This is a genomic window from Brevibacillus laterosporus LMG 15441 (assembly GCF_000219535.2).
In the GTDB taxonomy this organism is placed as follows: domain Bacteria; phylum Bacillota; class Bacilli; order Brevibacillales; family Brevibacillaceae; genus Brevibacillus_B; species Brevibacillus_B halotolerans.
Genome location: NZ_CP007806.1, coordinates 307,672 through 330,004 on the forward strand (window position 1 = coordinate 307,672; position 22,333 = coordinate 330,004).

At 42.8% G+C, this 22,333-nt stretch carries 21 protein-coding genes and 1 pseudogene; 18 read left to right on the plus strand and 4 right to left on the minus strand.

Features of this window, described 5'->3' with window-relative positions; all coding sequences use genetic code 11:
- The first annotated feature begins 61 nt into the window (after window positions 1-61).
- The 12 genes from BRLA_RS01590 (at window position 62) to BRLA_RS01645 (ending at window position 10,623) form a co-directional block, all read left to right on the plus strand.
- Complete coding sequence (locus BRLA_RS01590; RefSeq protein WP_003333646.1) at window positions 62-850, plus strand: IclR family transcriptional regulator; 789 nt, start codon at window positions 62-64, stop codon at window positions 848-850.
- A 220-nt stretch (window positions 851-1,070) separates the two neighbouring features.
- The gene (locus BRLA_RS01595) at window positions 1,071-1,838 is read left to right on the plus strand and encodes a LamB/YcsF family protein (protein WP_003333645.1); all 768 of its coding nucleotides are present in this window, start codon (window positions 1,071-1,073) and stop codon (window positions 1,836-1,838) included.
- Between the two features lie 81 nt (window positions 1,839-1,919).
- Window positions 1,920-2,612, plus strand: coding sequence for a DUF969 domain-containing protein (locus BRLA_RS01600; protein ID WP_003333644.1), 693 nt, complete (start codon window positions 1,920-1,922; stop codon window positions 2,610-2,612).
- 27 nt (window positions 2,613-2,639) lie between these two features.
- A complete protein-coding gene (locus BRLA_RS01605; protein WP_003333643.1) occupies window positions 2,640-3,593 on the plus strand; it encodes a DUF979 domain-containing protein in 954 nt (317 codons plus the stop codon).
- Between the two features lie 13 nt (window positions 3,594-3,606).
- Entirely contained in the window at window positions 3,607-4,254 is a 648-nt protein-coding gene (pcp, locus tag BRLA_RS01610) for a pyroglutamyl-peptidase I (protein WP_041752457.1), read from the plus strand.
- A gap of 23 nt (window positions 4,255-4,277) precedes the next feature.
- The gene (gene pxpB, locus BRLA_RS01615; protein ID WP_003333641.1) at window positions 4,278-5,051 is read left to right on the plus strand and encodes a 5-oxoprolinase subunit PxpB; all 774 of its coding nucleotides are present in this window, start codon (window positions 4,278-4,280) and stop codon (window positions 5,049-5,051) included.
- Window positions 5,048-6,067, plus strand: coding sequence for a 5-oxoprolinase subunit C family protein (locus BRLA_RS01620; RefSeq protein ID WP_003333640.1), 1,020 nt, complete (start codon window positions 5,048-5,050; stop codon window positions 6,065-6,067). The genes pxpB and BRLA_RS01620 overlap by 4 nt, the downstream gene beginning before the upstream one ends.
- 230 nt (window positions 6,068-6,297) lie before the next feature.
- A complete protein-coding gene (locus BRLA_RS01625) occupies window positions 6,298-6,447 on the plus strand; it encodes a YezD family protein (RefSeq protein ID WP_369799683.1) in 150 nt (49 codons plus the stop codon).
- A gap of 125 nt (window positions 6,448-6,572) precedes the next feature.
- On the plus strand, window positions 6,573-7,712 hold the full coding sequence (locus BRLA_RS01630; protein ID WP_003333638.1) for a sulfate ABC transporter substrate-binding protein: 1,140 nt from the start codon (window positions 6,573-6,575) through the stop codon (window positions 7,710-7,712).
- A gap of 37 nt (window positions 7,713-7,749) precedes the next feature.
- Window positions 7,750-8,589 (plus strand): sulfate ABC transporter permease subunit CysT, encoded by an 840-nt coding sequence (cysT, locus tag BRLA_RS01635; protein WP_003333637.1) that lies wholly within the window; start codon window positions 7,750-7,752, stop codon window positions 8,587-8,589.
- Window positions 8,590-8,606: 17 nt separating this feature from the next.
- The gene (cysW, locus tag BRLA_RS01640) at window positions 8,607-9,500 is read left to right on the plus strand and encodes a sulfate ABC transporter permease subunit CysW (RefSeq protein ID WP_003333635.1); all 894 of its coding nucleotides are present in this window, start codon (window positions 8,607-8,609) and stop codon (window positions 9,498-9,500) included.
- Entirely contained in the window at window positions 9,490-10,623 is a 1,134-nt protein-coding gene (locus BRLA_RS01645) for a sulfate/molybdate ABC transporter ATP-binding protein (protein WP_003333634.1), read from the plus strand. The genes cysW and BRLA_RS01645 overlap by 11 nt, the downstream gene beginning before the upstream one ends.
- Before the next feature lie 54 nt (window positions 10,624-10,677).
- On the opposite strand, the gene BRLA_RS01650 is transcribed toward BRLA_RS01645, so the two are convergent.
- Window positions 10,678-12,828, minus strand: a complete 2,151-nt coding sequence (locus tag BRLA_RS01650; protein ID WP_041751901.1) for a BglG family transcription antiterminator — start codon at window positions 12,826-12,828, stop codon at window positions 10,678-10,680.
- Between the two features lie 294 nt (window positions 12,829-13,122).
- Here BRLA_RS01650 and BRLA_RS01655 point away from each other — a divergent pair, with 294 nt between their 5' ends.
- Together BRLA_RS01655 and BRLA_RS01660 are read left to right on the plus strand one after the other, a co-directional pair.
- Window positions 13,123-14,166 carry an oxidoreductase gene (locus tag BRLA_RS01655; protein ID WP_003333630.1) on the plus strand — a complete coding sequence of 348 codons (1,044 nt, stop codon included), beginning with the start codon at window positions 13,123-13,125 and terminating at the stop codon, window positions 14,164-14,166.
- A gap of 360 nt (window positions 14,167-14,526) precedes the next feature.
- Entirely contained in the window at window positions 14,527-14,970 is a 444-nt protein-coding gene (locus tag BRLA_RS01660; protein ID WP_003333629.1) for a universal stress protein, read from the plus strand.
- A gap of 75 nt (window positions 14,971-15,045) precedes the next feature.
- Here BRLA_RS01660 and BRLA_RS01665 read toward each other — a convergent pair whose 3' ends face one another.
- Together BRLA_RS01665 and BRLA_RS25110 are read right to left on the minus strand one after the other, a co-directional pair.
- Window positions 15,046-15,681 (minus strand): methyltransferase domain-containing protein, encoded by a 636-nt coding sequence (locus BRLA_RS01665; RefSeq protein WP_336603399.1) that lies wholly within the window; start codon window positions 15,679-15,681, stop codon window positions 15,046-15,048.
- A gap of 93 nt (window positions 15,682-15,774) precedes the next feature.
- Window positions 15,775-15,933, minus strand: a pseudogene (locus BRLA_RS25110) (putative RNA methyltransferase); the annotation flags it as partial.
- 447 nt (window positions 15,934-16,380) lie between these two features.
- Between BRLA_RS25110 and BRLA_RS01670 the strand changes: the two are divergent.
- The 3 genes from BRLA_RS01670 (at window position 16,381) to BRLA_RS01680 (ending at window position 20,725) form a co-directional block, all read left to right on the plus strand.
- On the plus strand, window positions 16,381-18,876 hold the full coding sequence (locus BRLA_RS01670) for a CoA-disulfide reductase (RefSeq protein ID WP_003333626.1): 2,496 nt from the start codon (window positions 16,381-16,383) through the stop codon (window positions 18,874-18,876).
- A gap of 35 nt (window positions 18,877-18,911) precedes the next feature.
- Window positions 18,912-19,172 carry a metal-sensitive transcriptional regulator gene (locus BRLA_RS01675; protein WP_003333625.1) on the plus strand — a complete coding sequence of 87 codons (261 nt, stop codon included), beginning with the start codon at window positions 18,912-18,914 and terminating at the stop codon, window positions 19,170-19,172.
- A gap of 212 nt (window positions 19,173-19,384) precedes the next feature.
- Window positions 19,385-20,725, plus strand: coding sequence for a sodium-dependent transporter (locus BRLA_RS01680; RefSeq protein WP_003333624.1), 1,341 nt, complete (start codon window positions 19,385-19,387; stop codon window positions 20,723-20,725).
- A 106-nt stretch (window positions 20,726-20,831) separates the two neighbouring features.
- Here the strand turns inward: BRLA_RS01680 and BRLA_RS01685 are convergent, their stop codons facing one another.
- The gene (locus BRLA_RS01685; protein ID WP_041752459.1) at window positions 20,832-21,278 is read right to left on the minus strand and encodes a Dps family protein; all 447 of its coding nucleotides are present in this window, start codon (window positions 21,276-21,278) and stop codon (window positions 20,832-20,834) included.
- Between the two features lie 654 nt (window positions 21,279-21,932).
- Between BRLA_RS01685 and BRLA_RS01690 the strand changes: the two genes are divergently transcribed.
- Window positions 21,933-22,286: a DUF1516 family protein gene (locus BRLA_RS01690; protein WP_022585411.1), complete on the plus strand. Its 354-nt coding sequence runs from the start codon at window positions 21,933-21,935 to the stop codon at window positions 22,284-22,286.
- Window positions 22,287-22,333 lie beyond the last annotated feature (47 nt).

The window sequence follows — 22,333 nt, forward strand, 5'->3', positions numbered from 1 at the left end:
TATGTCATAATAATATAAATTTTCGTGAGTTATGTATAATCATAGGAAGGATGAGGAGAAGGTGCAGCATAAAAATAAGACAGTGGTGAAAGCATTAGATTTACTTTCTCTATTTCTTACTCATCCACATTTAACGTTAGCTCAATTAGTAGAATTAACCGATAAGCCAAAAACCTCTGTTCATCGTATGGCCGGGTCCCTTGAAGAGATGGGATTCCTTCGAAAGGACGAGGAGGGGCGGTATGCGCTTGGGTTAACCTTTCTACAATATGGTCAACTAGTGTCCGATCGGTTAGATATTCGCCAAATAGCTCTTCCCTGGATGAATCAGCTAAGAGAGGAAATGGGGGAAGCTGTTCATCTTATTATGAAGGATGGACTGGATGCTATTTATGTCGAGAAGCTAGATACCAAGCATCCGGTGCGATTGTATACGAAAGTAGGGAGGCGCTCTCCTTTGTATGCGGGGGCCTGTTCACGGATTATTTTAGCGTTTCTTTCTGATGCAGAGGTTGAAGAATATCTGGAAAACGTTCGATTTGAGCGTATTGCTAAAGGAACCATTACGAACGGCAGGGAGCTATTGAAAAAGCTGGAAGAGTCTCGTCAAAATTTTTATACGATCAGTTACTCGGAATTAGAGAACGAAACGGTCTCCGTGGCGGCTCCTATTTTTGATCATCGGGGTAAACTAATAGCTGGTCTTAGTGTTGCAGGTCCTGAGGTGCGCTTTCAGCCTGATAAACTACCTTTGCTAATTAAAGAAACAATGGAGACAGCCGAACGAATCTCGCGTGCACTTGGTGGGCAAAGAGAGTATCCGCGACATCGATGGACCCAACTGGCATAGCTTTCACTAGACATTTGATAAAGCTGATAGAAGCAGAATAACAAAACTACCTAGCGATTTGTTAGGTAGTTTTTTTCTGTAAATTGCTTCTTGTCAATCTATTAAACTAAATCTATAATGAGTAAAAATATAAAAAATGGAACGATTATTCCGAATTTCGGAACTAGTAATGCTGGCATTTCCAGGTATCACAATGTACAAGTCAAAGGGAGGGGAAGCAATGTATCGCGTAGATTTGAATTGTGATTTGGGAGAGAGCTTTGGTGCGTACCAGATGGGAAACGATGAAGAGATTCTTGCATTTATCAGCTCGGCAAATATCGCCTGCGGTTATCATGCAGGAGATCCATCTACCATGCGCAAAACCGTTCACATGGCTCTGGAAAAAGGAGTTGCGATTGGGGCACATCCAGGGCTGCCCGATTTAATCGGCTTTGGCCGCCGTACGATGGACATTTCACCACGTGAGGCACATGATATGGTGCTATACCAGATAGGAGCCCTATATGCCTTTGTGAAAGCGCAGGGGGGTGTTCTGCATCATGTGAAGCCCCATGGAGCCTTGTACAATATGGCGGCACAAAGTGAGAGCTTGGCCGAAGCGATTGCAGAAGCCGTATATAGCTTGGATTCAGAATTAATTTTGTACGGGCTATCAGGAAGCCGATTGCTTAAGGCAGCCGAAAAGCTTGGATTGCGCAGTGCCCATGAGGTATTTGCTGATCGCACCTATCAAAGCGATGGATCACTTACCTCCCGCCGACAGCCCAATGCCGTTTTAACTGACACGGATGCAGCGGTCAGCCAAGTAATTCGAATGGTTAAAGAAGGGAGAGTTACCTCACAGCAAGGAACAGATGTTAGGATTCAAGCGGATACCGTCTGCATTCACGGTGATGGAGCTCATGCGCTATCCTTTGCCAGACACATCCGATCACAATTGGAAAACGAGCAGATCAGAGTTGAAACGGTAGGACATCAAGCATAAGGCTACGTACAAGAGTAAACAACAATCTTTTACCAAATAGAGATAGACAGGTAGATTCCATGAGATAAAGGGAGGGTGTACATGTTATCACTGGTCGGAATTTTAATTGTTATTGTCGGATTTGCTTTACGCTTTAATCCACTACTCGTTGTTACAGTGGCAGGGATTGCTACGGGACTTGCAGGGAATTTATCGTTTGAACAAATCTTAATTACATTTGGAGAAGCCTTTGAAAAGAACCGCTATTTATCGTTGTTTATTTTAACGTTACCAATTATTGGTCTTTTAGAACGATACGGGCTAAAGGAACAGTCACAGCGATTAATTCGCAAAGTAAAAGCGGCTACTACGGGTCGATTGCTGATTTTGTATCTATTTGTACGAGAAGTCACTGCCATGCTAGGACTAACCAGCTTAGGTGGACATGCTCAGATGGTTCGTCCGTTGGTAGCACCGATGGCAGAAGGAGCAGCCGAGAACAAACACGGTCAATTGCCTAAAGAGCTAAGCGACAAGATTAAGGCTCAATCAGCAGCTACAGATAATATTGGTTTATTTTTTGGAGAAGACATTTTTATTGCTTTTGGTGCCGTCCTATTGATGCATGGCTTCTTCCAACAAAACGGCATCTCACTTGAACCTCTTCATATAGCAGTATGGGGGATTCCAACTGCAATTGCGGCCTTTTTGATTCATGGCACAAGATTATATTTATTTGATGGAAAAATCAGAAGATACATGGAAGAAAGCAAACAACTGCGAAAAAGTGCGTAGTATTACATGGAAGGGAAGGTGACCGCTATGTTCATCCAGTTAGATTTTATCTATTATCTTGCCGGCGTGTTTCTTGTCATTATTTCGATTTTAGCGTTAAGAGATAAAAGCAATCCCCGTCGTTTTACCACCTCCCTTTTCTGGGCCTTATTTGCCTTTTCCTTTTTAGGGGGCAAGCTAGTATCTTCCTTAGTCATGGGCATCATTGTGCTGTTAATGGCGCTTATTGCTGGTTTGGGCGGAGTACGTTTGGGAACGTATCAGCAAACAACGGATGAACAAAGAGAGGCTAGCGCCAAACGTTTTGGGAATCGTTTGTTTATCCCCGCACTATTGATCCCGGTTGTGACCGTAATTGGTAGTGTTTTATTGAAAAATGCCAAAATAGGCGAAATATTTTTACTAGATCAGCAGAACGTTACGCTGGTGAGCTTAGGAGTTGCTTGTTTAGTCTCGTTAGTGGTAGCGATGAGCATTACCAAGACAAAAGGTATTCAGCCAGTAAAAGAATCGCGTCGTTTGCTGGATGCGATCGGCTGGGCTGCTGTCCTGCCGCAAATGCTAGCCACATTGGGAGCATTATTTGGAGCCGCAGGGGTGGGCACAGTGATCGCTGATCTAGTAAGTTCTGCGATTCCAGTGGATAATCGTTTCCTAGTTGTCGTTGCATATGTATTGGGGATGGCCTTGTTCACGATGGTAATGGGGAATGCATTTGCGGCCTTTCCCGTCATGACTGCTGGGATTGGGCTACCCTTGTTAGTGCAAATGCACGGTGGAAACCCAGCCGTGTTGGGAGCAATTGGTATGTTTTCTGGGTATTGTGGCACGTTGCTTACTCCGATGGCAGCCAATTTTAATATTGTTCCGGCGGCCCTATTAGATTTGCCTGATAAAAATGCGGTGATAAAAGCGCAGGCTCCGACTGCTTTATTGCTGTTAGGAATTAATATCTTTCTAATGTACTATTTGCTATTTTAGGAGGAATATCATGGTGAAGAAAGTTTTGTTAACCGGTTTTGATCCTTTTGGTGGGGAACAAATTAATCCTGCATGGGAAGCAGTGCAACAATGCTACAAGCTTGATATTCCTAATGTTGAGGTAATCATCAAACAAATTCCCACTGTCTTTCATCGTTCTCTGGAGGTCTTGGAGAGCAGCATGGCCGAGGTACAGCCTGACGTCGTGATTTGTGTCGGACAGGCGGGCGGACGCCCGGACATCACCGTAGAACGGCTAGCGATTAATGTAGACGATGCCCGCATTCCAGATAATGAGGGGAATCAACCAATCGATCAGCCCATTATAGAAGAAGGTCCGGTAGCTTACTGGTCTACGTTGCCGATCAAAGCGATTGTCAAAGAGGTTCGGTTGGCAGGGATTCCTGCCTCCGTTTCTCAGACAGCCGGTACATTTGTTTGTAATCATCTCTTTTATGGTTTAGCTCATCTGATAGCTACGCGTTTTACAAGGACAAAAGGCGGCTTTATTCATATTCCCTATTTACCTGAACAGGCCGTTCGGTTTCCTGGACAGCCAAGTATGGGCTTGATGAGCGTGAAAAAGGCTTTGGAGGTTATCGTTCGTACCAGTGTAAGAGTTGAGCAGGATATTAAGGCGATTGAAGGACAGATCAGTTAGAGAGAAATGGTAGAGGTGATCAGGTGCAACAGCCAGATAAACAGATAGAAGGACAAGCGATCGAGCAAAAATGGTCTGTTCAGATTCTACCGCTGGGAGATGCAGCCGTGCTGGTGCAATTCCAATTAGCGGATAATGAGGATGCGGATATTTACCAGCTTGTACAGGCTTTTGCTACTCATATCGAACAACATCCGTTTCCCGGCATGATTGAATTTGTACCGGCTTTTACAAGCGTGGCGATTTATTATGATCCTATCATGGTTAAACAGGTAGTGAACCAACAGATAAACAGCACCGCGTATGAGATCGTAGTGAATAAAGTAAATGGGATGTTAGCAGGGCATACAAGCCAGTTAGAGCGACAATCACGGTTAATTGAGATTCCTGTCTGCTACGGGGGAGAATATGGGCCAGATTTAGAAGAGGTAGCCAACTATCATCAGATTACTCCAGAAGAAGTTATTCGTATTCACTCGTCAGCTTTGTATAAGGTTTACATGATCGGTTTTGCGCCCGGGTTCCCGTACCTAGGAGGAATGTCCACTGAAATAGCTACGCCAAGGAGAGCTTCTCCACGCTTACAGATTCCTGTTGGCTCAGTGGGTATTGGTGGAGAACAGACGGGGGTCTATCCAATCGAAACACCGGGTGGTTGGCAGTTGATTGGTCGGACTCCTCTTGCGTTGTTTCGTGCCAAACAGAATCCGCCTAGTTACTTACGAGCAGGTGATACAGTTCGGTTCCGCCCGATTACCCAACAGGAATATCTGGAGTGGGGAGGGGAACAGTCATGAGCATACGTGTAATCAAACCGGGATTACTCACATTAATTCAAGATCAAGGGCGGTTTGGATTTCGAAAATATGGGGTTGTGACTAGCGAAGCGATGGACCCTTTAGCCTTACGGATTGCCAACATGCTAGTGGGCAATTCAGAGCAGCTTGCAACCTTAGAGATGACGCTTACAGGAGCAGAGTTAGCTTTTGAGCACGATAGCCTCATTGCAATTACAGGGGCAGATTTGTCTTTTACAATCAATGGTGAACGTTTACCTATGTGGCGTCCTATTTTTATCAGAGCGGGTACAGTCATGAAAGGTGGAGGCTGTCGGACGGGCTGTCGCGCTTATGTAGCTGTTGCAGGTGGTATCGAGGTTGAGCAGGTGCTAGGTAGCCGCAGTACATATGCGCGTGCCGGAATGGGAGGCTATCAGGGCAGAAGCTTGCAGACAGGTGACTATCTATCAGTAGGTGAGCAAGCTGATGTGACGCGGGCTTTTCTAAAGAATTGGCACCAGAGGTTAGCGAAGAAGACATCTGTGGAAAGTTGGGCAAGTGTGGATTGGAGTGTTAGTGCCGAATGCCTAGCAACGTACCGAAGAAATCCGCAAGTCCGCATTAGTCGGGGAACCCATTTTTCCTTGTTTACCTCAGAGAGCCAACAGCATTTATTTCATTCCTCCTATAAAATCACACCTCAATCTGATCGCATGGGGTATCGTCTTCAAGGAGCTGTTCTTCAATTGGCAGAACCGATTGAGTTATTATCGGAGGCTGTAGCCTTTGGGACCATTCAAGTACCGGCAGAGGGGTATCCCATTATTTTACTTGCCGATCGACAGACGACGGGAGGCTATCCGCGGATTGGTCAGGTTGCTACAGTCGATTTACCAATTCTGGCGCAGATGAGACCCGGGGAGGAGATCATGTTTACAGAGATAAGCAGGGACGAATCGGAACAGCTATTGGTAGAGCGGGAACAATTTATTATGGAGCTACGGCAGGGAATCCATTTGCAAATGAAACGGTAGTCATTGTGTTTATTCCTTTACGAAATGCTCGTTTCTACATCGAAGCATATTCTTGTGCATGTCGCAGGAAATATGCTTTTTTTATTTAATTCCAACTTGACAGATAGGAATTATGTGATTAAACTCAAATACAAAGTTTCCTAATTTTTGGTGGCTATCAAAAAGGTGGAACAGGCATGAAGGAGGCAAACGGTATGTCTGAACAGCAGGCAAGTCGACAAGACCTATGGATGCAGAAAATTTCAGATGCTTTGAAAGGTATTGAGTATGGCTCCGTGCATATTACGATTCATGATTCGAACATTACACAAATTGAGCGAGTAGAGCGTCATCGTTATTCGCTAGAAAAGAAAGAATTTTCGAAAAAACAAAAAGGATAAAGTGCCGATCGGACAACCGAAGGCTCCTTACGTTCACTAGTGGAGAGTGAACGGGAGGAGTCTTTTTTGTATACAAACACAACATGCCGCACTTGACAATTAGAGAAGATGAAGGGGGTAACTCAATGAAAAAAAGCACTACAACCATAACCAAAGCAACATGTTTAAGCAGTAAAAAACGACTAAGGTGGCTAACCTGTCTTCTTTCCGGTAGCTTAGCGCTTGTACTGGCTGGGTGCGGAGGGGGAGCATCCTCGACAGGTTCAGAAGATAAGGGAGCCAAAACAGCAGGCACTGCTACAGACGTTTCTAGCAATAATCAATCCTCCTCAAAGCCAATTGAGCTGCTAAATGTCTCCTATGATCCGACACGTGAATTTTATCAGGATTATAATAAAAGCTTTGCTGATTACTGGAAAAGTAAAACAGGCCAAACCGTGACCATAAAGCAATCGCATGGTGGCTCCGGAAAGCAATCACGCTCGGTTATTGATGGATTGGAAGCTGATGTTGTCACGCTAGGCCTCGCTTATGACATTGATGCGATTGCGAAAAAGGGACTGATTCAAAAGGAATGGCAATCGCGCTTGGAACAAAAAAGCTCGCCCTACACCTCTACTATTGTGTTTCTTGTTCGTAAGGGGAATCCAAAGCAGATTAAGGATTGGAGCGATCTGCTAAAACAAGACGTTCAAGTAATCACACCTAATCCGAAAACCTCAGGAGGGGCAAGATGGAATTACTTAGCCGCTTGGGGCTATGCCAAACAGCTCAACCACAACAGTGACGAAAAGGCGAAAGAATTTGTACAGCAGTTATTCAAGCAGGTGCCTGTTCTAGATTCAGGAGCGCGCGGTTCCACAACGACTTTTGTAGAGCGGGGGATTGGCGATGTACTTCTTGCTTGGGAAAATGAAGCGTTTTTGGCTATCAATGAGATCGGGAAGGACAAAGTGGAGATTGTCGTGCCCTCCGTCAGTATTTTAGCTGAGCCGCCAGTGACCATTGTAGATAAAATCACTGAGAAAAAAGGAACGAAAGAGGTAGCAGAGGCTTATGTAAAATACTTATATTCGGAGGAAGGGCAGAAAGTAGCGGCTCAGAACTTTTACAGGCCACGAGTAGAGTCGGTAGCCAAAGCATATGCGAATCAATTTCCTCCTATCAAGCTCTTCACAATTGAAGAGATAGCTGGAAGCTGGCAAGAAGCTCACCAAGCTCATTTTGCCGATGGGGGAATTTTTGACCAAATCTATCAGCCATAATCGGTAATAGACGAAACTGACACAAGGTGGTGTAAAAATGAAAAACATCCGGAAACAGTCAAGTATCATACCGGGATTCGGTCTATCGCTAGGGTATACGGTTGTCTATGTGAGCCTTCTTGTGCTGTTTCCTTTATCTGTGCTTGTGCTATCGACTAGCTCTCTTAGCTGGGATCAATTTCTATCTATTGTACTTGCTGACCGAGTGATAGCATCCTATAAGCTTAGTTTTTTAGCCGCTCTTGGGGCCGCCTTAGTAAATACAGTGTTTGGCTTACTGATCGCTTGGGTACTGGTTCGGTATCGCTTTCCTGGTAAAAAAATTCTTGATGGACTGGTTGATCTGCCCTTTGCCCTGCCCACTGCGGTAGCTGGTATTTCACTAACAGCGGTTTATGCACCTAATGGTTGGATCGGTCAATATATTGAGCCACTGGGTATTAAGGTTGCCTTTACTTCACTTGGGGTTACGATTGCCTTCATCTTTATCGGAATTCCGTTCGTGATCCGCACTGTTCAACCTGTATTGCATGATGTAGATCGGCAAATGGAAGAGGCAGCCGCGAGTTTGGGTGCCACTCGCTGGGTTACGTTTTGGCGGGTTATTTTCCCTCAGCTCGTACCTGCTTTGCTAACAGGGTTCACGTTAGCCCTAGCTAGAGCAGTTGGGGAGTATGGATCTGTTGTATTCATATCAGGAAATATGCCGATGAAAACGGAAATAACTCCGCTTTTAATCATGACAAAGCTGGAGCAGTTTGATTATGCAGGTGCAACAGCAATTGCTTCGGTCATGCTTCTGCTATCATTTGTTATTCTGCTTTTGACCAATATCCTACAGTGGTGGAGTCGGAGAATGTACCGGATGGACATATAAAAAGGGGAGGATACAACATGTCATTATCTAACCAGCCTGATATTGCTAAACATCCAGGGGCTTGGTTCATGATCGTACTCTCCGTGCTGTTTTTAGGATTGTTTTTGATTGTGCCGCTGTTATCAGTGTTTACGGAGGCACTAAAGCACGGCTTCCAACCATTTTGGGAGGCGATCGCCGAGCCAGATGCGGTAGCAGCTATACAGCTTACCCTGTTGGTTGCCGCCATTTCTGTTCCACTAAATACGGTGTTTGGGATTGCGGCGGCTTGGGCAATTGCTAAATATCAGTTTCCGGGGAAAAGCATTTTACTTACCCTCATTGATTTGCCTGTAGCTGTCTCTCCTGTTATCTCGGGGTTTTTGTTTGTTTTGTTATTTGGTACGCAAGGATTGCTGGGACCATGGTTGGAAGCCTACGATATCAAGATCATCTTTGCGGTTCCAGGTATTATTGTAGCAACCATGTTTGTTACTTTTCCCTATGTAGCGCGAGAGTTGATTCCTGCCATGCAATCGCTGGGCAACGATGAAGAGGAAGCGGCTTTGTCACTTGGAGCGACGGGATGGCAAACCTTTTGGCGGGTCACATTGCCTAATCTCAAATGGGGACTGTTATATGGGATTATTCTCTGTAATGCGCGCGCCATGGGCGAATTTGGTGCGGTATCCGTCGTATCAGGGCATATTCGTGGGATGACGAACACAGTGCCGCTGCAAGTGGAAATTTTGTATAACGAATATAATTTTGTAGCAGCCTTTGCGGTAGCCACTCTATTAGCCTTTTTAGCTATTGTGACACTGATTATCAAGAGCATAATGGAGTGGAAAGCAGAGCGGCAATACAAGCAAAGGAAGGCAGACGCACCTGTCTGGGGCTATGAAACGGGGGAGAGTGTACATGGGCATTGAAATTAAACAGGTATCCAAAAGCTTCGGGACGTTTTCTGCCCTTGACCATATTAACCTACAGATTCCAAGTGGAGAGCTAGTTGCACTATTGGGACCTTCAGGATCGGGAAAAACTACCTTGCTGCGGCTCATTGCTGGTCTTGAGCAAATGGAGCGAGGAGTTATCCGCTTTGATGGAGTAGATGCTACACAAAAAACGGTTCAGGAAAGAAGAGTTGGATTTGTTTTTCAGCATTATGCTCTATTTCGCCACATGAGCGTTTTTGATAATATTGCCTTTGGTTTACAGGTGCGTCCTCGTGCAAAGCGTCCTTCTAAAAACAGCATGCGATTAAAGGTGATGGAACTTCTCCGTTTAGTCCAATTGGATGGATTAGAATCACGTTTCCCCGGTCAACTGTCCGGTGGGCAACGACAACGAGTGGCGTTAGCTCGTGCATTGGCAATTGAACCAAGCGTATTATTATTGGATGAACCGTTTGGGGCACTCGACGCGCAGGTACGTCAGGAACTGCGTCGCTGGCTGAAGCGATTGCATCATACGTTGAAAATCACTACTGTGTTCGTGACACATGATCAAGAAGAAGCCCTAGAGATGGCAGATCAAGTGGTAATTATGAATAAGGGTAAAATTGAACAAGTGGGAACGCCGATCGAAGTCTACCAGAATCCTAGCAATCCCTTTGTTTACAGCTTTTTAGGAAGGGTCAATCAATTTCATGTCTGTGGACATGAAGGGACTATTCACATGGGACAGCTAGCATGGAAATCAGAAGAAGTTTTGAACTGGAATCATACCGAAGCGATTGGGTACATCAGGCCCCATCAAATGGAGCTATCGAGCATTCCAAAAGGGGAGGGCTGGGCGGAAGCTACAGTATTACATGTCTCATTATTGGGCCCGCTTGTCCGATTGGAATGTCGGCTAGCGGAAGATGGTACGCTGTTTGAATTAGAGCTAAGTGGAGATCGGTATCGAGAGCTTTGGAAGGATTCTTCTCGGTCGTTGTATGTAAATCTTACATCCCTTCGATTCTTTCCTATCAAGCCAGCTCAACAGCAAGCGATTAAAAGAGTGAATCCCCAGTCTGTTTCACTTACGATGTCAGGGGTTAAGGTGTGAGGAAAATGAAAAAACCAACCATCGCAGACGCTTTGGTTGGTTTTTGCTTTGTTTTTATAATCCAGCAGGTAGCTGATGCTGAGAGTAAATTTCTAATAAGTGAAGAACATCGTCAATTTGATCGGTCTGCAACAAGGTCTGTAATGCTTCTGGAGAAGAAAGAACCGCTGTTAGCTGAGCCAAGGCGCGCAGATGGGTTTCATTATCTATAGCAGCTAGTACAATAAATAGCTGTGCCGAATGCTCTGGTCTTTCTGAGAAGGATACGGGATGCTTCAATTGTAGGAAGCTCATGCTCAAACGTTGAACACCATCCTGTGGCCTAGAATGCGGAATAGCGATTTTCGGCGCGATTACAATGTATGGTCCATGATCATACACAGAGCGAATCATGGCGTCTACATAAGATGGGAGAATACTTCCATTGCGAACTAAAGGTGCTGATGCAAGCCGAATCGCTTCTTCCCAATTGGCAACGGTTCGTGCCACCTGAATCTGGTCCCTCGTGAGGATGTCTGCAACAGTGGGCTTATAGGTAAGCTCCTTGTGTAACGCAGCAGGTTCCAGTAGGTACTCCTTTAACTCTTGATGGAGAGCTTCTTCATTTTCAATCACCGCATGACGACGAATAATAGACATCATGCCTTCTAACGACTCTGTTGGCTGTTTATCTTTGTCAGAAATATACGCTCCTACTCGTCTTAATAAGCGAGCTTTTTCCGCGTCATTAAGAATGGGATTTACCACGTAAACAGGTGCATCGCTTTTAGTCAGGGTGGTAGTAGAAAAGATCAGATCAACATCATAAGAGTGAGCTTCATACTCTCGTAAGGAAACCGTTTTACAAATGTCTATAGAAGAGAATAGGTTTTCTAATTGGTTTTGTAGAATTAGTGAGGTACCAATACCGTTTGGGCACACGATCAGTGCTTTTTTCCGTGGTGCTGGATTGGCTCCTTGTTTACGTAGCCACGCTCCAAAATGCATCGAAATATAAGCGATCTCGTCTTCACATACCCTTTGCCCAACTAGCTGTTCAAAATGAACAATAACCTTCTGTGTTAATAAGAAAATCTCATGATAGTGCGTTTTAATGGAATCGATCAGCGGATTGTCCATATTAATTCCATACTTGATTCGATAGAAGGCAGGCTTAAGGTGTAGCATTAAATCGCGTTTCAGCCCTTCCGGATTTTCAAACATAATGCAAGCGAACTTTTGAAAATCAGTAATCATACGCTGAACGGCTTCCAACAGCATTTGAGTATGAGAATTCTCCTGATCGGAATGATATTGGTTCATCACACGAGCGCCTAAGAGATGCGTAGCAATGTAATAGGTTTCATCCTCTGGTATATCGATGTGCAGAGTTTTAGACAATTCATTGCTGATATAGGTCGCCGCTTCAAAATGCTTTGTCTTTTTCAATACCTCTTTCTCTTCCATATCAATTGTGACATGCTGTCCACGACTGAAGCGCTTACGGAACAGATGGATGTGAATACTTAAGCTCTCCAGAACTTCATCAGTATATTGAATGCCTAATAGGCGCTCGCAAACAGATAAAGCCTCGCGGATTACTTGAATTTCTTTTGTTTTCAAGAAATCCTCTTGCTGTTCCTCTTCTACCATGGAAGTAGAATACGCCATGGTTTGAATGTGGGAGATGAGTTCATTCCAGCTTTGGGTTGTTACGGCTTGAGAGAGATAGAAAATGAGCGCCTTTCTCTTATCCTGTTCCTCGCCCTGAATAAAGTAGCCTTGCTTGCGGTCAAAATGGAGCGATATATGAAAGGCCTGAAGCTCCGTTTTTAATTTTTTTAAATCATCCAGGGTGGTGTTGCGACTAACACCTAGCCGATTCATCAAATCTTCAAGCAGGATTCTTCCTTCCCGGGTTAAGAGATAAATGGTTAGCCAAGCCTTACGCTCCTTAACGGAATACTCATATTGCCATTTCTTCATTCCTTGCAGCTTATCAGGTATTTTTTGCTTGGTTTGTTCGTCTATATAGTAGCCAGTGCTTCGGATATATTGAACAGCAGGGAGTTGATTTTCTTCCAGCCAATCGTTTATTTTGTTCATATCATAATAAAGTGTACGTTTCGAAATTCCTTGAGATTCTAAGAGCTCCTGTACTGTTACATATGAGTCAGCTTGCATCATTTTATGCAAAATCGCAGCGCTTCGTTTATCGAGCGACATGGATACAACCTCCTTTGCCAGTTGATCTGTTGCCAAGTATTTTGCAAAGATTGGATAGAAGCAAAAGATGATCGATATGATTACCTTCTATTAGGCTCATTATAAAGCAGGATGGCTTCATTAGAGAAGACCAAAAACTAGTAATCTTTTGTGCATAAGTTGGACTATTATTCATAAGATTATTCAGTGCGCGTTCAATTTCTTAACACGCAATCGTTTTTAGGTATGATAAGAAAAGTAGATCATCATGGATAAAATATAGAGATAGAATTCTCTTAGCAGGAGGAATTTCACATGCAGAAAATCGGAGTTGGTATTGTTGGATATGGTCCGTCAGCTACCACCTTTCATGTTCCGTTTCTACAAGCATCAGAGCATTATGAGATTGTGGCCGTCCTATCTTCTAAACCAGAAAAGGTAAGAGCAGACCTAGGAGATGTGCAGGTGGCTTCACAATTACATGAGCTATTGCAAAATCCCAAAGTGGAATTGGTCATCATTACGACGCCTACATCGCTTCATTACGAAATGGTAAAAGAAGCGATACATGCAAAGGTACATATTGTGGTTGAGAAACCGTTTGTGGTAACAACCAGACAGGCAGATGAACTAATTGAGCTAAATAAGCTGACAGGCAAGATACTAAGTGTTTATCAAAACAGACGGTGGGATAATGATTTTTTGACAATCCAACGCTTATATCAGGAAGGCCGACTAGGTGAAATCTATCATTTTGAATCTCATTATGATCGGTATCGGCCCGAAGTACGTGATCGGTGGAGAGAAAACGCAGGGCCAGGCTCCGGTATTTTGTATGATCTAGGCTCTCACCTGTTAGATCAGGCTATTATGATGTTTGGAATGCCCAAAGCGGTTACAGCAGATGTACAGGCACAGCGACCTGGGGCTAAAACAGATGATTATTTTCATGTCATCCTGCATTATGATCGCTTGCGAGCGATTTTACACGCGGGCATGCTGACAGTTCAACCGGGGCCGCGTTTTCAGGTGCATGGTGATAAGGGAAGTTATATGAAGTTTGGATTTGATGTACAGGAGGGGGCTATCCAAGACAATCAGCCGCTCAACGCTCCCCATTGGGGTCAGGAAGAAAAAGAATGGTACGGAGAGTTAACCACGATGGTTGAAGGTAAACCTGTGACAGAAAAAATCGTCTCAGAAAGGGGATCTTATCACCGTTATTATGATCAGCTATATGAAGCAATTCGTTTAGGCAAGCATGTACCCGTTCATGCAGAACAGGCGCGAATGAATATTTTTCTAATTGAAGCGGCTTTTAAAAGCAGTCGGGAAGGTCGGACGATTTATCTAGATTGATCCACAGAGTTTGTGGATCTTTCACTACATTGGTAAAGCTTGTGCAATCCTTCACAGAACGGACATCCAAAAGAAGGGGGAAGGCTGAGTTCCCCTTCTATAATAGGGGTAACCTAAGGAGAATGGTGGAAGGAATGGGGAGAAGAGATGGATCCATTTAAAAAACAAGAAAAGGGATTATTTATTCTTTGCATGGTGGTAGCTGTCATTATGCTATTATCCTTTGCAAGGAAGTTCTTTTAACTTGAAGCGGTCATTTTTTTACGTAAAAACGTTTCTGGATTTTTCATAAATATATGAAATCTTTGCTGATCTACATGCTACAATGATAATAAAGAACCGATATAACAAGGAGGCCATATGATGTTTGATAAAATGGTGATAGCTTTGGATGGTTCGCAGTTAAGTCCAAAAGTACAGGAAGCGGCGATTCTATTTGCCCGTGAGAATAAATCCTCGCTCACTTTTGTACATGTTGTAAAAGAATTACCTGCCTATGTAACTAGTCAATTAGTATTTATGGTTCATGACGTTCAAACTGAATATCTGGAAGAAGCCAAAAAATACGGTCAAGAATTACTAGATCAAGCATGCAAAGCGGCAGAAAAAGAAGGAGTTCAATGTGAAGCTATCCTGCTTCAAGGAGACCCAGCTAACGAATTGCTCGCTTTGGTTAAAGAAAAGAATGCTGACCTCATCATGATGGGTAGTCGCGGGTTGGGAGATTTTAAAGAATTGATGCTAGGTAGCGTTAGTCATCGTATTACACAATTGGCACCGTGCCCGGTCTTTATTATTAAATAAGCAGCTAGCAATAAGAGCTTTATCACGCAACAGAAGCGCGATAAAGCTCTTATTATGATTACATATTGCTGATTTCTAGCGGCAAGGCTTTTTACCGAATAGAATCGTCAGGTCAATGGTTATCTCTGCTACATTCATTTGTAAAAATGCTTCCATTTCTTCTCCCGTTGCTCCCCAGGATAATGGAGTCATCTGAAGCAGAGCTTCGATGGAGGTTTGATCTAAAGCAAAACAATAGCGGACTCGCTTTACATCTACAAGCTGAAAGTGACTTTTAAAGAGAGCCAGTGTGTTATCGTTGGAGTACTCCTGCCTATTCGGTTCCTTGTAAAAAGCCTCTCTCAATTCCTTCAGGTAATCTCTATTAGGGATGACCTTTACGACCATACCGTCATCAGCCATCATTCTTATAAATTCAGAGTAATTAGATGGCGATAATATATTTAAAATATAATCAAATCGTTCACTAGCAAAGGGGCAATGTGCTATATCTGTAACGCACCAGACTGCATTTGGATACTCCCGCGAAGCCATGCTAATACCTTCTTTAGAAATATCTATACCTACTCCAAAAGCCTTACCTGTATGATGTTTGCTTATTTTTGTCTGAATGCTAGATAAATGCGAGCCTTCTCCGCATCCAGCATCTAGTATACTCATCCGTTCCTTTTTGGTTTCGGTCATGATCCTTTCGCTTATGATTTCATTCAAAGGATCAAAAAATCCACCTTTGCAAATAGTCCTTCTGGATGTAAACATTTGTTTCCTGTATTTTGTGCTTGAAGCTCTCATTAATAAATTGATATATCCATGACCAGAGAGATCAAAATTATGACCCTTGATGCATAGCAGACTTTTTCGATGAACGATTCGCATTTGATTTTTACAAACCGGGCATCTAAAGATATCTTCAGACTCTAAAATCAGATTGGTATATTCTCTGGAACTCTTTGTTTTGGACACAAAAACACCTCATTCATTCGTAGTCGGTGAATGAAAAAAGGCACAGTCAAATAAACCCAAGCCATTTTTAAAAAAATGGTTGAGAATAACATGAACTGTACCTCACATTACCGTAGACGAATGAATTTGATGATCATAATGTTCAAAACTCCTCTGTGATAAAGTAAAAGGCTTTCACCCAGCTTTTATTGTAGCATATTTCGCTGTAACGAAACGAATTCTCCCTGTTACCAGCTTATTTTTAATCTTGAGATGTTATTTCGTTGAAGGGCGTAATCTCCTGTTGACTTGGAAGATGATCAGGGTTTATTATATACCCACGGGGGTATAAAACTCCTTTACATGTAAATGTGGTTGAGATATTTTTTTACTTTGATTAATACCCCATAGGGTATCTTCATTTTGATACAGGAAATGACATTCAACATACAAAGGAGCCAACAACTTATGAAAAAGAAAATCATCATAGTAGGTGGAGTAGCAGGTGGAGCAACAGCGGCAGCAAGATTGCGTCGGCTAAGTGAGCGGCATGAGCTGATTATGGTTGAACGGGGTGAACATATCTCGTATGCCAATTGCGGTCTTCCCTATTATATTGGTGGGGTCATCGAGCAACGCAGCAAGCTCTTTTTACAAACAGTAGAGGGAATGTCTCAGCGTTTTAACATGGATATTCGCATTCGAAGCGAGGTTACTCATATTAACCGGGAGAAAAAGACGGTTACGATTCACAATTTGCAAACCAAAGAGATCTACGAAGAGAGCTACGATATTCTGATCCTGTCTCCGGGTGCAAAACCGATACGACCTGCTATTCCAGGAATTGATGAGGCAAAGCAATTATTCACATTGCGAAGTGTTCCAGATACGGATGCGATTAAAAGCTATGTCGATCAACAACAGCCTACTCGTGCCGTTGTGATTGGCGGCGGATTTATTGGTGTGGAAATGGCAGAGAATCTGTCCGAGCGTGGACTTGATGTTACGCTAGTCGAAATGGGTAAGCAGGTTATGGCACCGCTTGATATTGAAATGGCTGCTGTGGTACACGAGCATATGCGGTCTAAGGGCATTACACTGCTTTTGCAGGATGGAGTGGAGGCTTTTGGCGATCAAGGAAGGATTGTTCGTCTCAGCAGTGGGCGTGAATTAGTGACAGACATGATCATTTTAGCTATTGGTGTACAGCCTGAGACTCAACTAGCAAAGGAAGCGGGTCTTTCCGTAGGGGTACGTGGAGCTATTCGTGTCAATAAGCACATGCAAACGGATGATCCAGCCATTTATGCGATTGGCGATGCGGTAGAGGTAACAGACTATATTAATAATCAGCCGACGCACATACCGCTAGCATGGCCGGCCAATCGCCAAGGACGCTTAGTAGCAGATCATATTAATGGTCACGATGTTCAATATAACGGCACACTTGGTACGTCAATTGCGAAAGTGTTTGATCTTACTGTCGCCACTACAGGAAATAATGAAAAAACCTTACTGCGAGCTGGAATCGAATATACAGCCATCCATGTCCATCCTGCTTCTCATGCTGGATATTACCCGGGAGGAGCGCCTATTTGGATGAAGCTAGTTTTTGATAAAACAACAGGCAAACTCTACGGCGCGCAGGCCGTTTCAGCAGATGGAGCCGATAAACGCATTGACGTGATTGCAACAGCGATAAAAGGAGGATTAACAATTCACGACCTTCCTGATCTGGAGCTGGCTTATGCTCCCCCCTATTCCTCTGCTAAAGATCCGGTTAATATGATAGGATATGTAGCCAGCAATATTGCTGACGGCTTAGTTGATATTGTGCAATGGCATGAGATAGATCAGATTGTAGCAGACGGAGGATTACTGGTTGACGTACGGGAGCCAATTGAAAGAGAAACGGGTTATATCAAGGGCTCCATTAATATTCCTCTGCCAGAGCTACGCAATCGCCTTGCTGAGCTGCCAAAGGATCAGACGATCTATGTATCCTGCCAAGTAGGGTTACGCGGATATTTAGCGGCCCGTCTGCTTAGTGAATACGGCTATCAGGTAAAAAATGTAGATGGTGGATATAAAACATATCGGATGGGCAAATCGACAGAAGAAACGACTGAACCAAGAAAAGAGGATGTAGCTCCAGCGGCTCAATCACAATCAAAGCGCACCCATATATCAGCATCTAACATAGATAGTCCGGCGATTACGATTGATGCATGCGGGTTACAATGTCCTGGTCCTATTATGCAGGTTTTCCAGGCTGTATCAGGAGCCCAAGACGGACAAATAATTGAAGTAAAAGCCACCGATCCTGGATTTATGGCTGATATTGCCGCGTGGTGCGATAAAACAGGGAATACCCTTCTCTCTTCCGAATATAGCAATAAAGTAGCTCATGTGTTTATTCAAAAGGGGACAAACATGCCCACCTCAATAGCAGAAGCTGCTATGCAAAAGGCCAACGCTGAAAAGCAAATTGATAAAACCGGAGCTACAATGGTCGTATTTAGTGGTGATTTAGATAAAGCGATGGCTTCGTTCATCATTGCATCTGGAGCGGCTGCTATGGGGAAAAAGGTGACGATGTTCTTCACTTTCTGGGGACTAAACATCTTGCGTCGTGAACACGCACCGGAAGTTGAGAAGGATACACTGGAAAAAATGTTTGGAATGATGATGCCAAAAGGGGCCAATAAACTAACCTTGTCAAAGCTGAACATGGCTGGAATGGGAACTAAAATGATGCAGCACGTTATGGAGAAGAAAAATGTAGATTCCCTAGAGACCCTCATGAAAAATGCTCAAGCGGCAGGAGTTAAGCTGGTAGCGTGCGCCATGAGCATGGATATTATGGGGATTAAACAAGAAGAATTAATTGACGGAGTAGATGTAGCCGGAGTTGCTTCATATCTGAGCGATGCACAGGAATCGGGACTTAATTTGTTTATTTAAGAGGAAAGATAATGAAATAGGTGAGGTGAAACGGCATGGACTATCAGGATTCCGTCAAAAATAGATTAAAGCGAATAGAGGGTCAGGTGCGCGGTGTACTGAAGATGATGGAAGAGGATAAGGACTGTCGAGATGTGGTTACCCAGCTTTCGGCTGTTCGTACCGCTGTAGATCGTGTCATTGGACTAGTTGTAGCGAGTAATTTGGAGCATTGTATACGTGAAGAATTAGAAAAGGGAAATGATCCCGAGCAGGTCATTAAAGAAGCTGTAGATATACTGGTTAAAAGTAGATAAATATCCTGTAAGTTACTCTCCTAGATATCCTAGATACAACCCGGACATAAGCTCCGGGTTGTTTTCGGTTTTCTCAAGCTTAGGAAGGTAAGCTGCATCTGGGTTCAATCTTTTCAAAAAAAGTGGAAACGAAATTATTTTACAAATAAACATACCATTTGATGTGAAGTTTGTTATAATGTACGGAAATCAAATGCAGTGAGGAGAAAAACATGTCAAAAAGTGAACAGTGGACTTCAAAGTTAGGTTTTATTTTGGCTGCCGCAGGATCAGCAATTGGGCTAGGGGCAATTTGGAAATTCCCTTATGTTGCTGGTACGAGTGGTGGAGGGGCTTTTTTCTTACTGTTTTTGTTATTCACGCTATTACTGGGTACTCCTTTATTATTAGGAGAGCTAATAGTTGGACGAAGCACGGGAAAAGATGCTATTTCTGCTTATAAAGCGATCGCACCTAATACCCCATGGCACTGGGTAGGTAGGTTGGGTATTATAACTTGTTTTATTTTATTATCCTTCTACAGCGTTGTAGGTGGCTGGATTCTTCTGTATTTCATAAAAAGCATTACGGGTCAATTACTTGGCCAAGGGTTGGATTATAATCAACTATTTGGTCAAACCATTTCAGACTCATGGCTAGTGTTGTCGGTTCAATTCTTATTTATGATGATTACGATTTTGGTTGTGTCCCGAGGAGTTTCGAATGGGATCGAAAAAGCTAACAAATATATGATGCCGGCACTCTTTTTGATTTTTATTGCCCTTATTGTTCGTTCTGTTACGTTGCCGGGGGCTTGGGAAGGAATTACCTTCTTTCTACAACCCAATTTTAGCGAATTAAGTTCTAAATCAATTTTATATGCATTGGGACAGGCATTCTTCTCGTTAAGCGTAGGTGTGTCGGTTATGGTAACCTTCAGCTCCTACTTATCGAAGAATGAGAGCTTGCCAAAATCCACAGTTTCCATTGTAAGCTTGACCATCGTAATTTCTCTGCTAGCAGGCTTGGCGATCTTCCCGGCTGTTTTCTCATTAGGAATGAAGCCTACGGAAGGTCCGGGACTTTTGTTTGTGGTCTTGCCGGCAGTGTTTGATCATATTCCGTTTGGAGCCTTTTTCTTGACCATCTTCTTGTTGTTGTTCTTGTTTGCTACGTTAACGTCTGCATTCTCCATGCTAGAAATTAGTGTAGCCGCGATTACAAAGGGCAATCAGGCAAAGCGTGCTTCCGCTTCTTGGAAGGTAGGTCTACTGATTTTCGTGTTAGGAATCCCGTCCGCTTTGGCATATGGAGTTTTAGGTGACCTAACCATCTTTGGCAAAAGCTTCTTTGATGCAGCGGATTTCTTGGTAAGTAATATCTTAATGCCGCTTGGAGCCTTACTGATTTCTATATTTGTAGCATGGAAGATGAAACGCGATATCTTGCTAGCAGAAGTACAACAGGGTTCAACTGGTAAAGTAGTCTGGTTTAAAGCGTGGTATTTCTTACTTAAATATCTAGTGCCTGTAGCTATTATTGTGGTATTTATTAGTTTGTTACTCGGAAAATAGATTACATCAATGAGAATCGATGATGCATGTAAAAAGCTCTCCAGCATAGCGCAATGCTAGCTGGAGAGCTTCTTTTTTGTCTATTCAATTCATTTCGGTAAAGGGTTTATTTACCAAGATAAGCATTTAACATCCAAACGTGTTTTTGAAGATCAGTAATAGCACCAAGCAACATATCGCTAGTGCTTTCATCGCCAGCCTCTTGAGCGATATCCATTCCTTTTTCACATTCAGTAATCAAGGATTGGAAGTCATTGATGATTGCTTGAACCATTTCCTCAGCAGATTCATTACAGGAGGCTTCATGAATGGTTGCAAGTGTTGCGTATTCGGTTAATGTTGCTGCTGGTTTACCGCCAATAGCTAATACGCGTTCACCCAATTCATCAATTCTAGTTGTTGCTTCGTTAAACAATTCTTCAAATTTTTCATGTAAAGTGAAGAAATGAGGACCTTTAACAAACCAATGATAGTTATGCAATTTTACAAATAAAACATTCCAGTTTGCTACTTGGCGATTAAGAACGTCAATTACTTTTTGATTGCTTACCATTACTTGTTGTGCCATAGAAGAACAACTCCCTTTTGTAATTTGTATTACTTTATATTAATTATAAATTAATAATAATACTAATTAACCTTAAAGTCCAGTCTTTTTTGTGAAAAGTATGTGAAGATCATTTATACAAGTCTTCCTGTGTTTTCTGGCGCCAGCATGCTTACAAACCTGTAAGCTTTTTGTAATCTCATTCGATGGAGAGTCTTTCTTCTTTTTACTACAATCAAGACAAGAGATAAGAAACGAACCAACCACTGAGGAGATGACAGACATGAGAATGATGAAGAAATCAATTGAGATCGTAATGGCGATAGTAGAAGTTTTGTTTAATGGAAAGCAAGTTGTTTTAGAGCTTAATAAATAAGAGAGTTTGTAACCTAGAATATTTTCATGTAAATGAAGTTCATAGATGTACATTTGGTCAAGACCTTCTCCTCACATAAGATGGTCTTTTTTTATGTTTTCATGCATGAAAGATAGTAAATTACAACAGTCCCATCATGAATCAATTATATCTCTATCTAGGATCGTTGCATTTGATCAAAAGTTATCATTTTAAAAACAGACATATGGATATCGAATGTTTGGAAAGGTAAGATTCGTATGATATGATTAGCTGGAAATGAAAAAAGCATAGGAGGTTACTAAATGAGGTATGAAGCTATGTTGGCATCGCATGTAGGTGGCTGGGAAGCTGCACTTGTATTATTAATTCTTGCCTATGTATTTTACAGATTAGATAAAAACAAAATTGCGAAAATCCTACATATGATACTGCGACTTATGTACATCATAATCGTTGTATTTGGAGCTATGCTCTTATTCAAGTTTTATCTGAGCGACATCCGATTCATCATAAAAGGCCTTTTGGGTGTCTGTACCATCGGCTTGATGGAGATGGCACTGGTACGTGCAGATAAACACAAGCCGAACTTTATTTTCTTTGTTGGCTCATTAGTATTGCTAGTGATTGTAGTGCTAATTGGATACAGAGTGATCTAGTAGTAAGAAAATCTATAACTGTTGAAAAAGAGATGGACCCTTGTGTG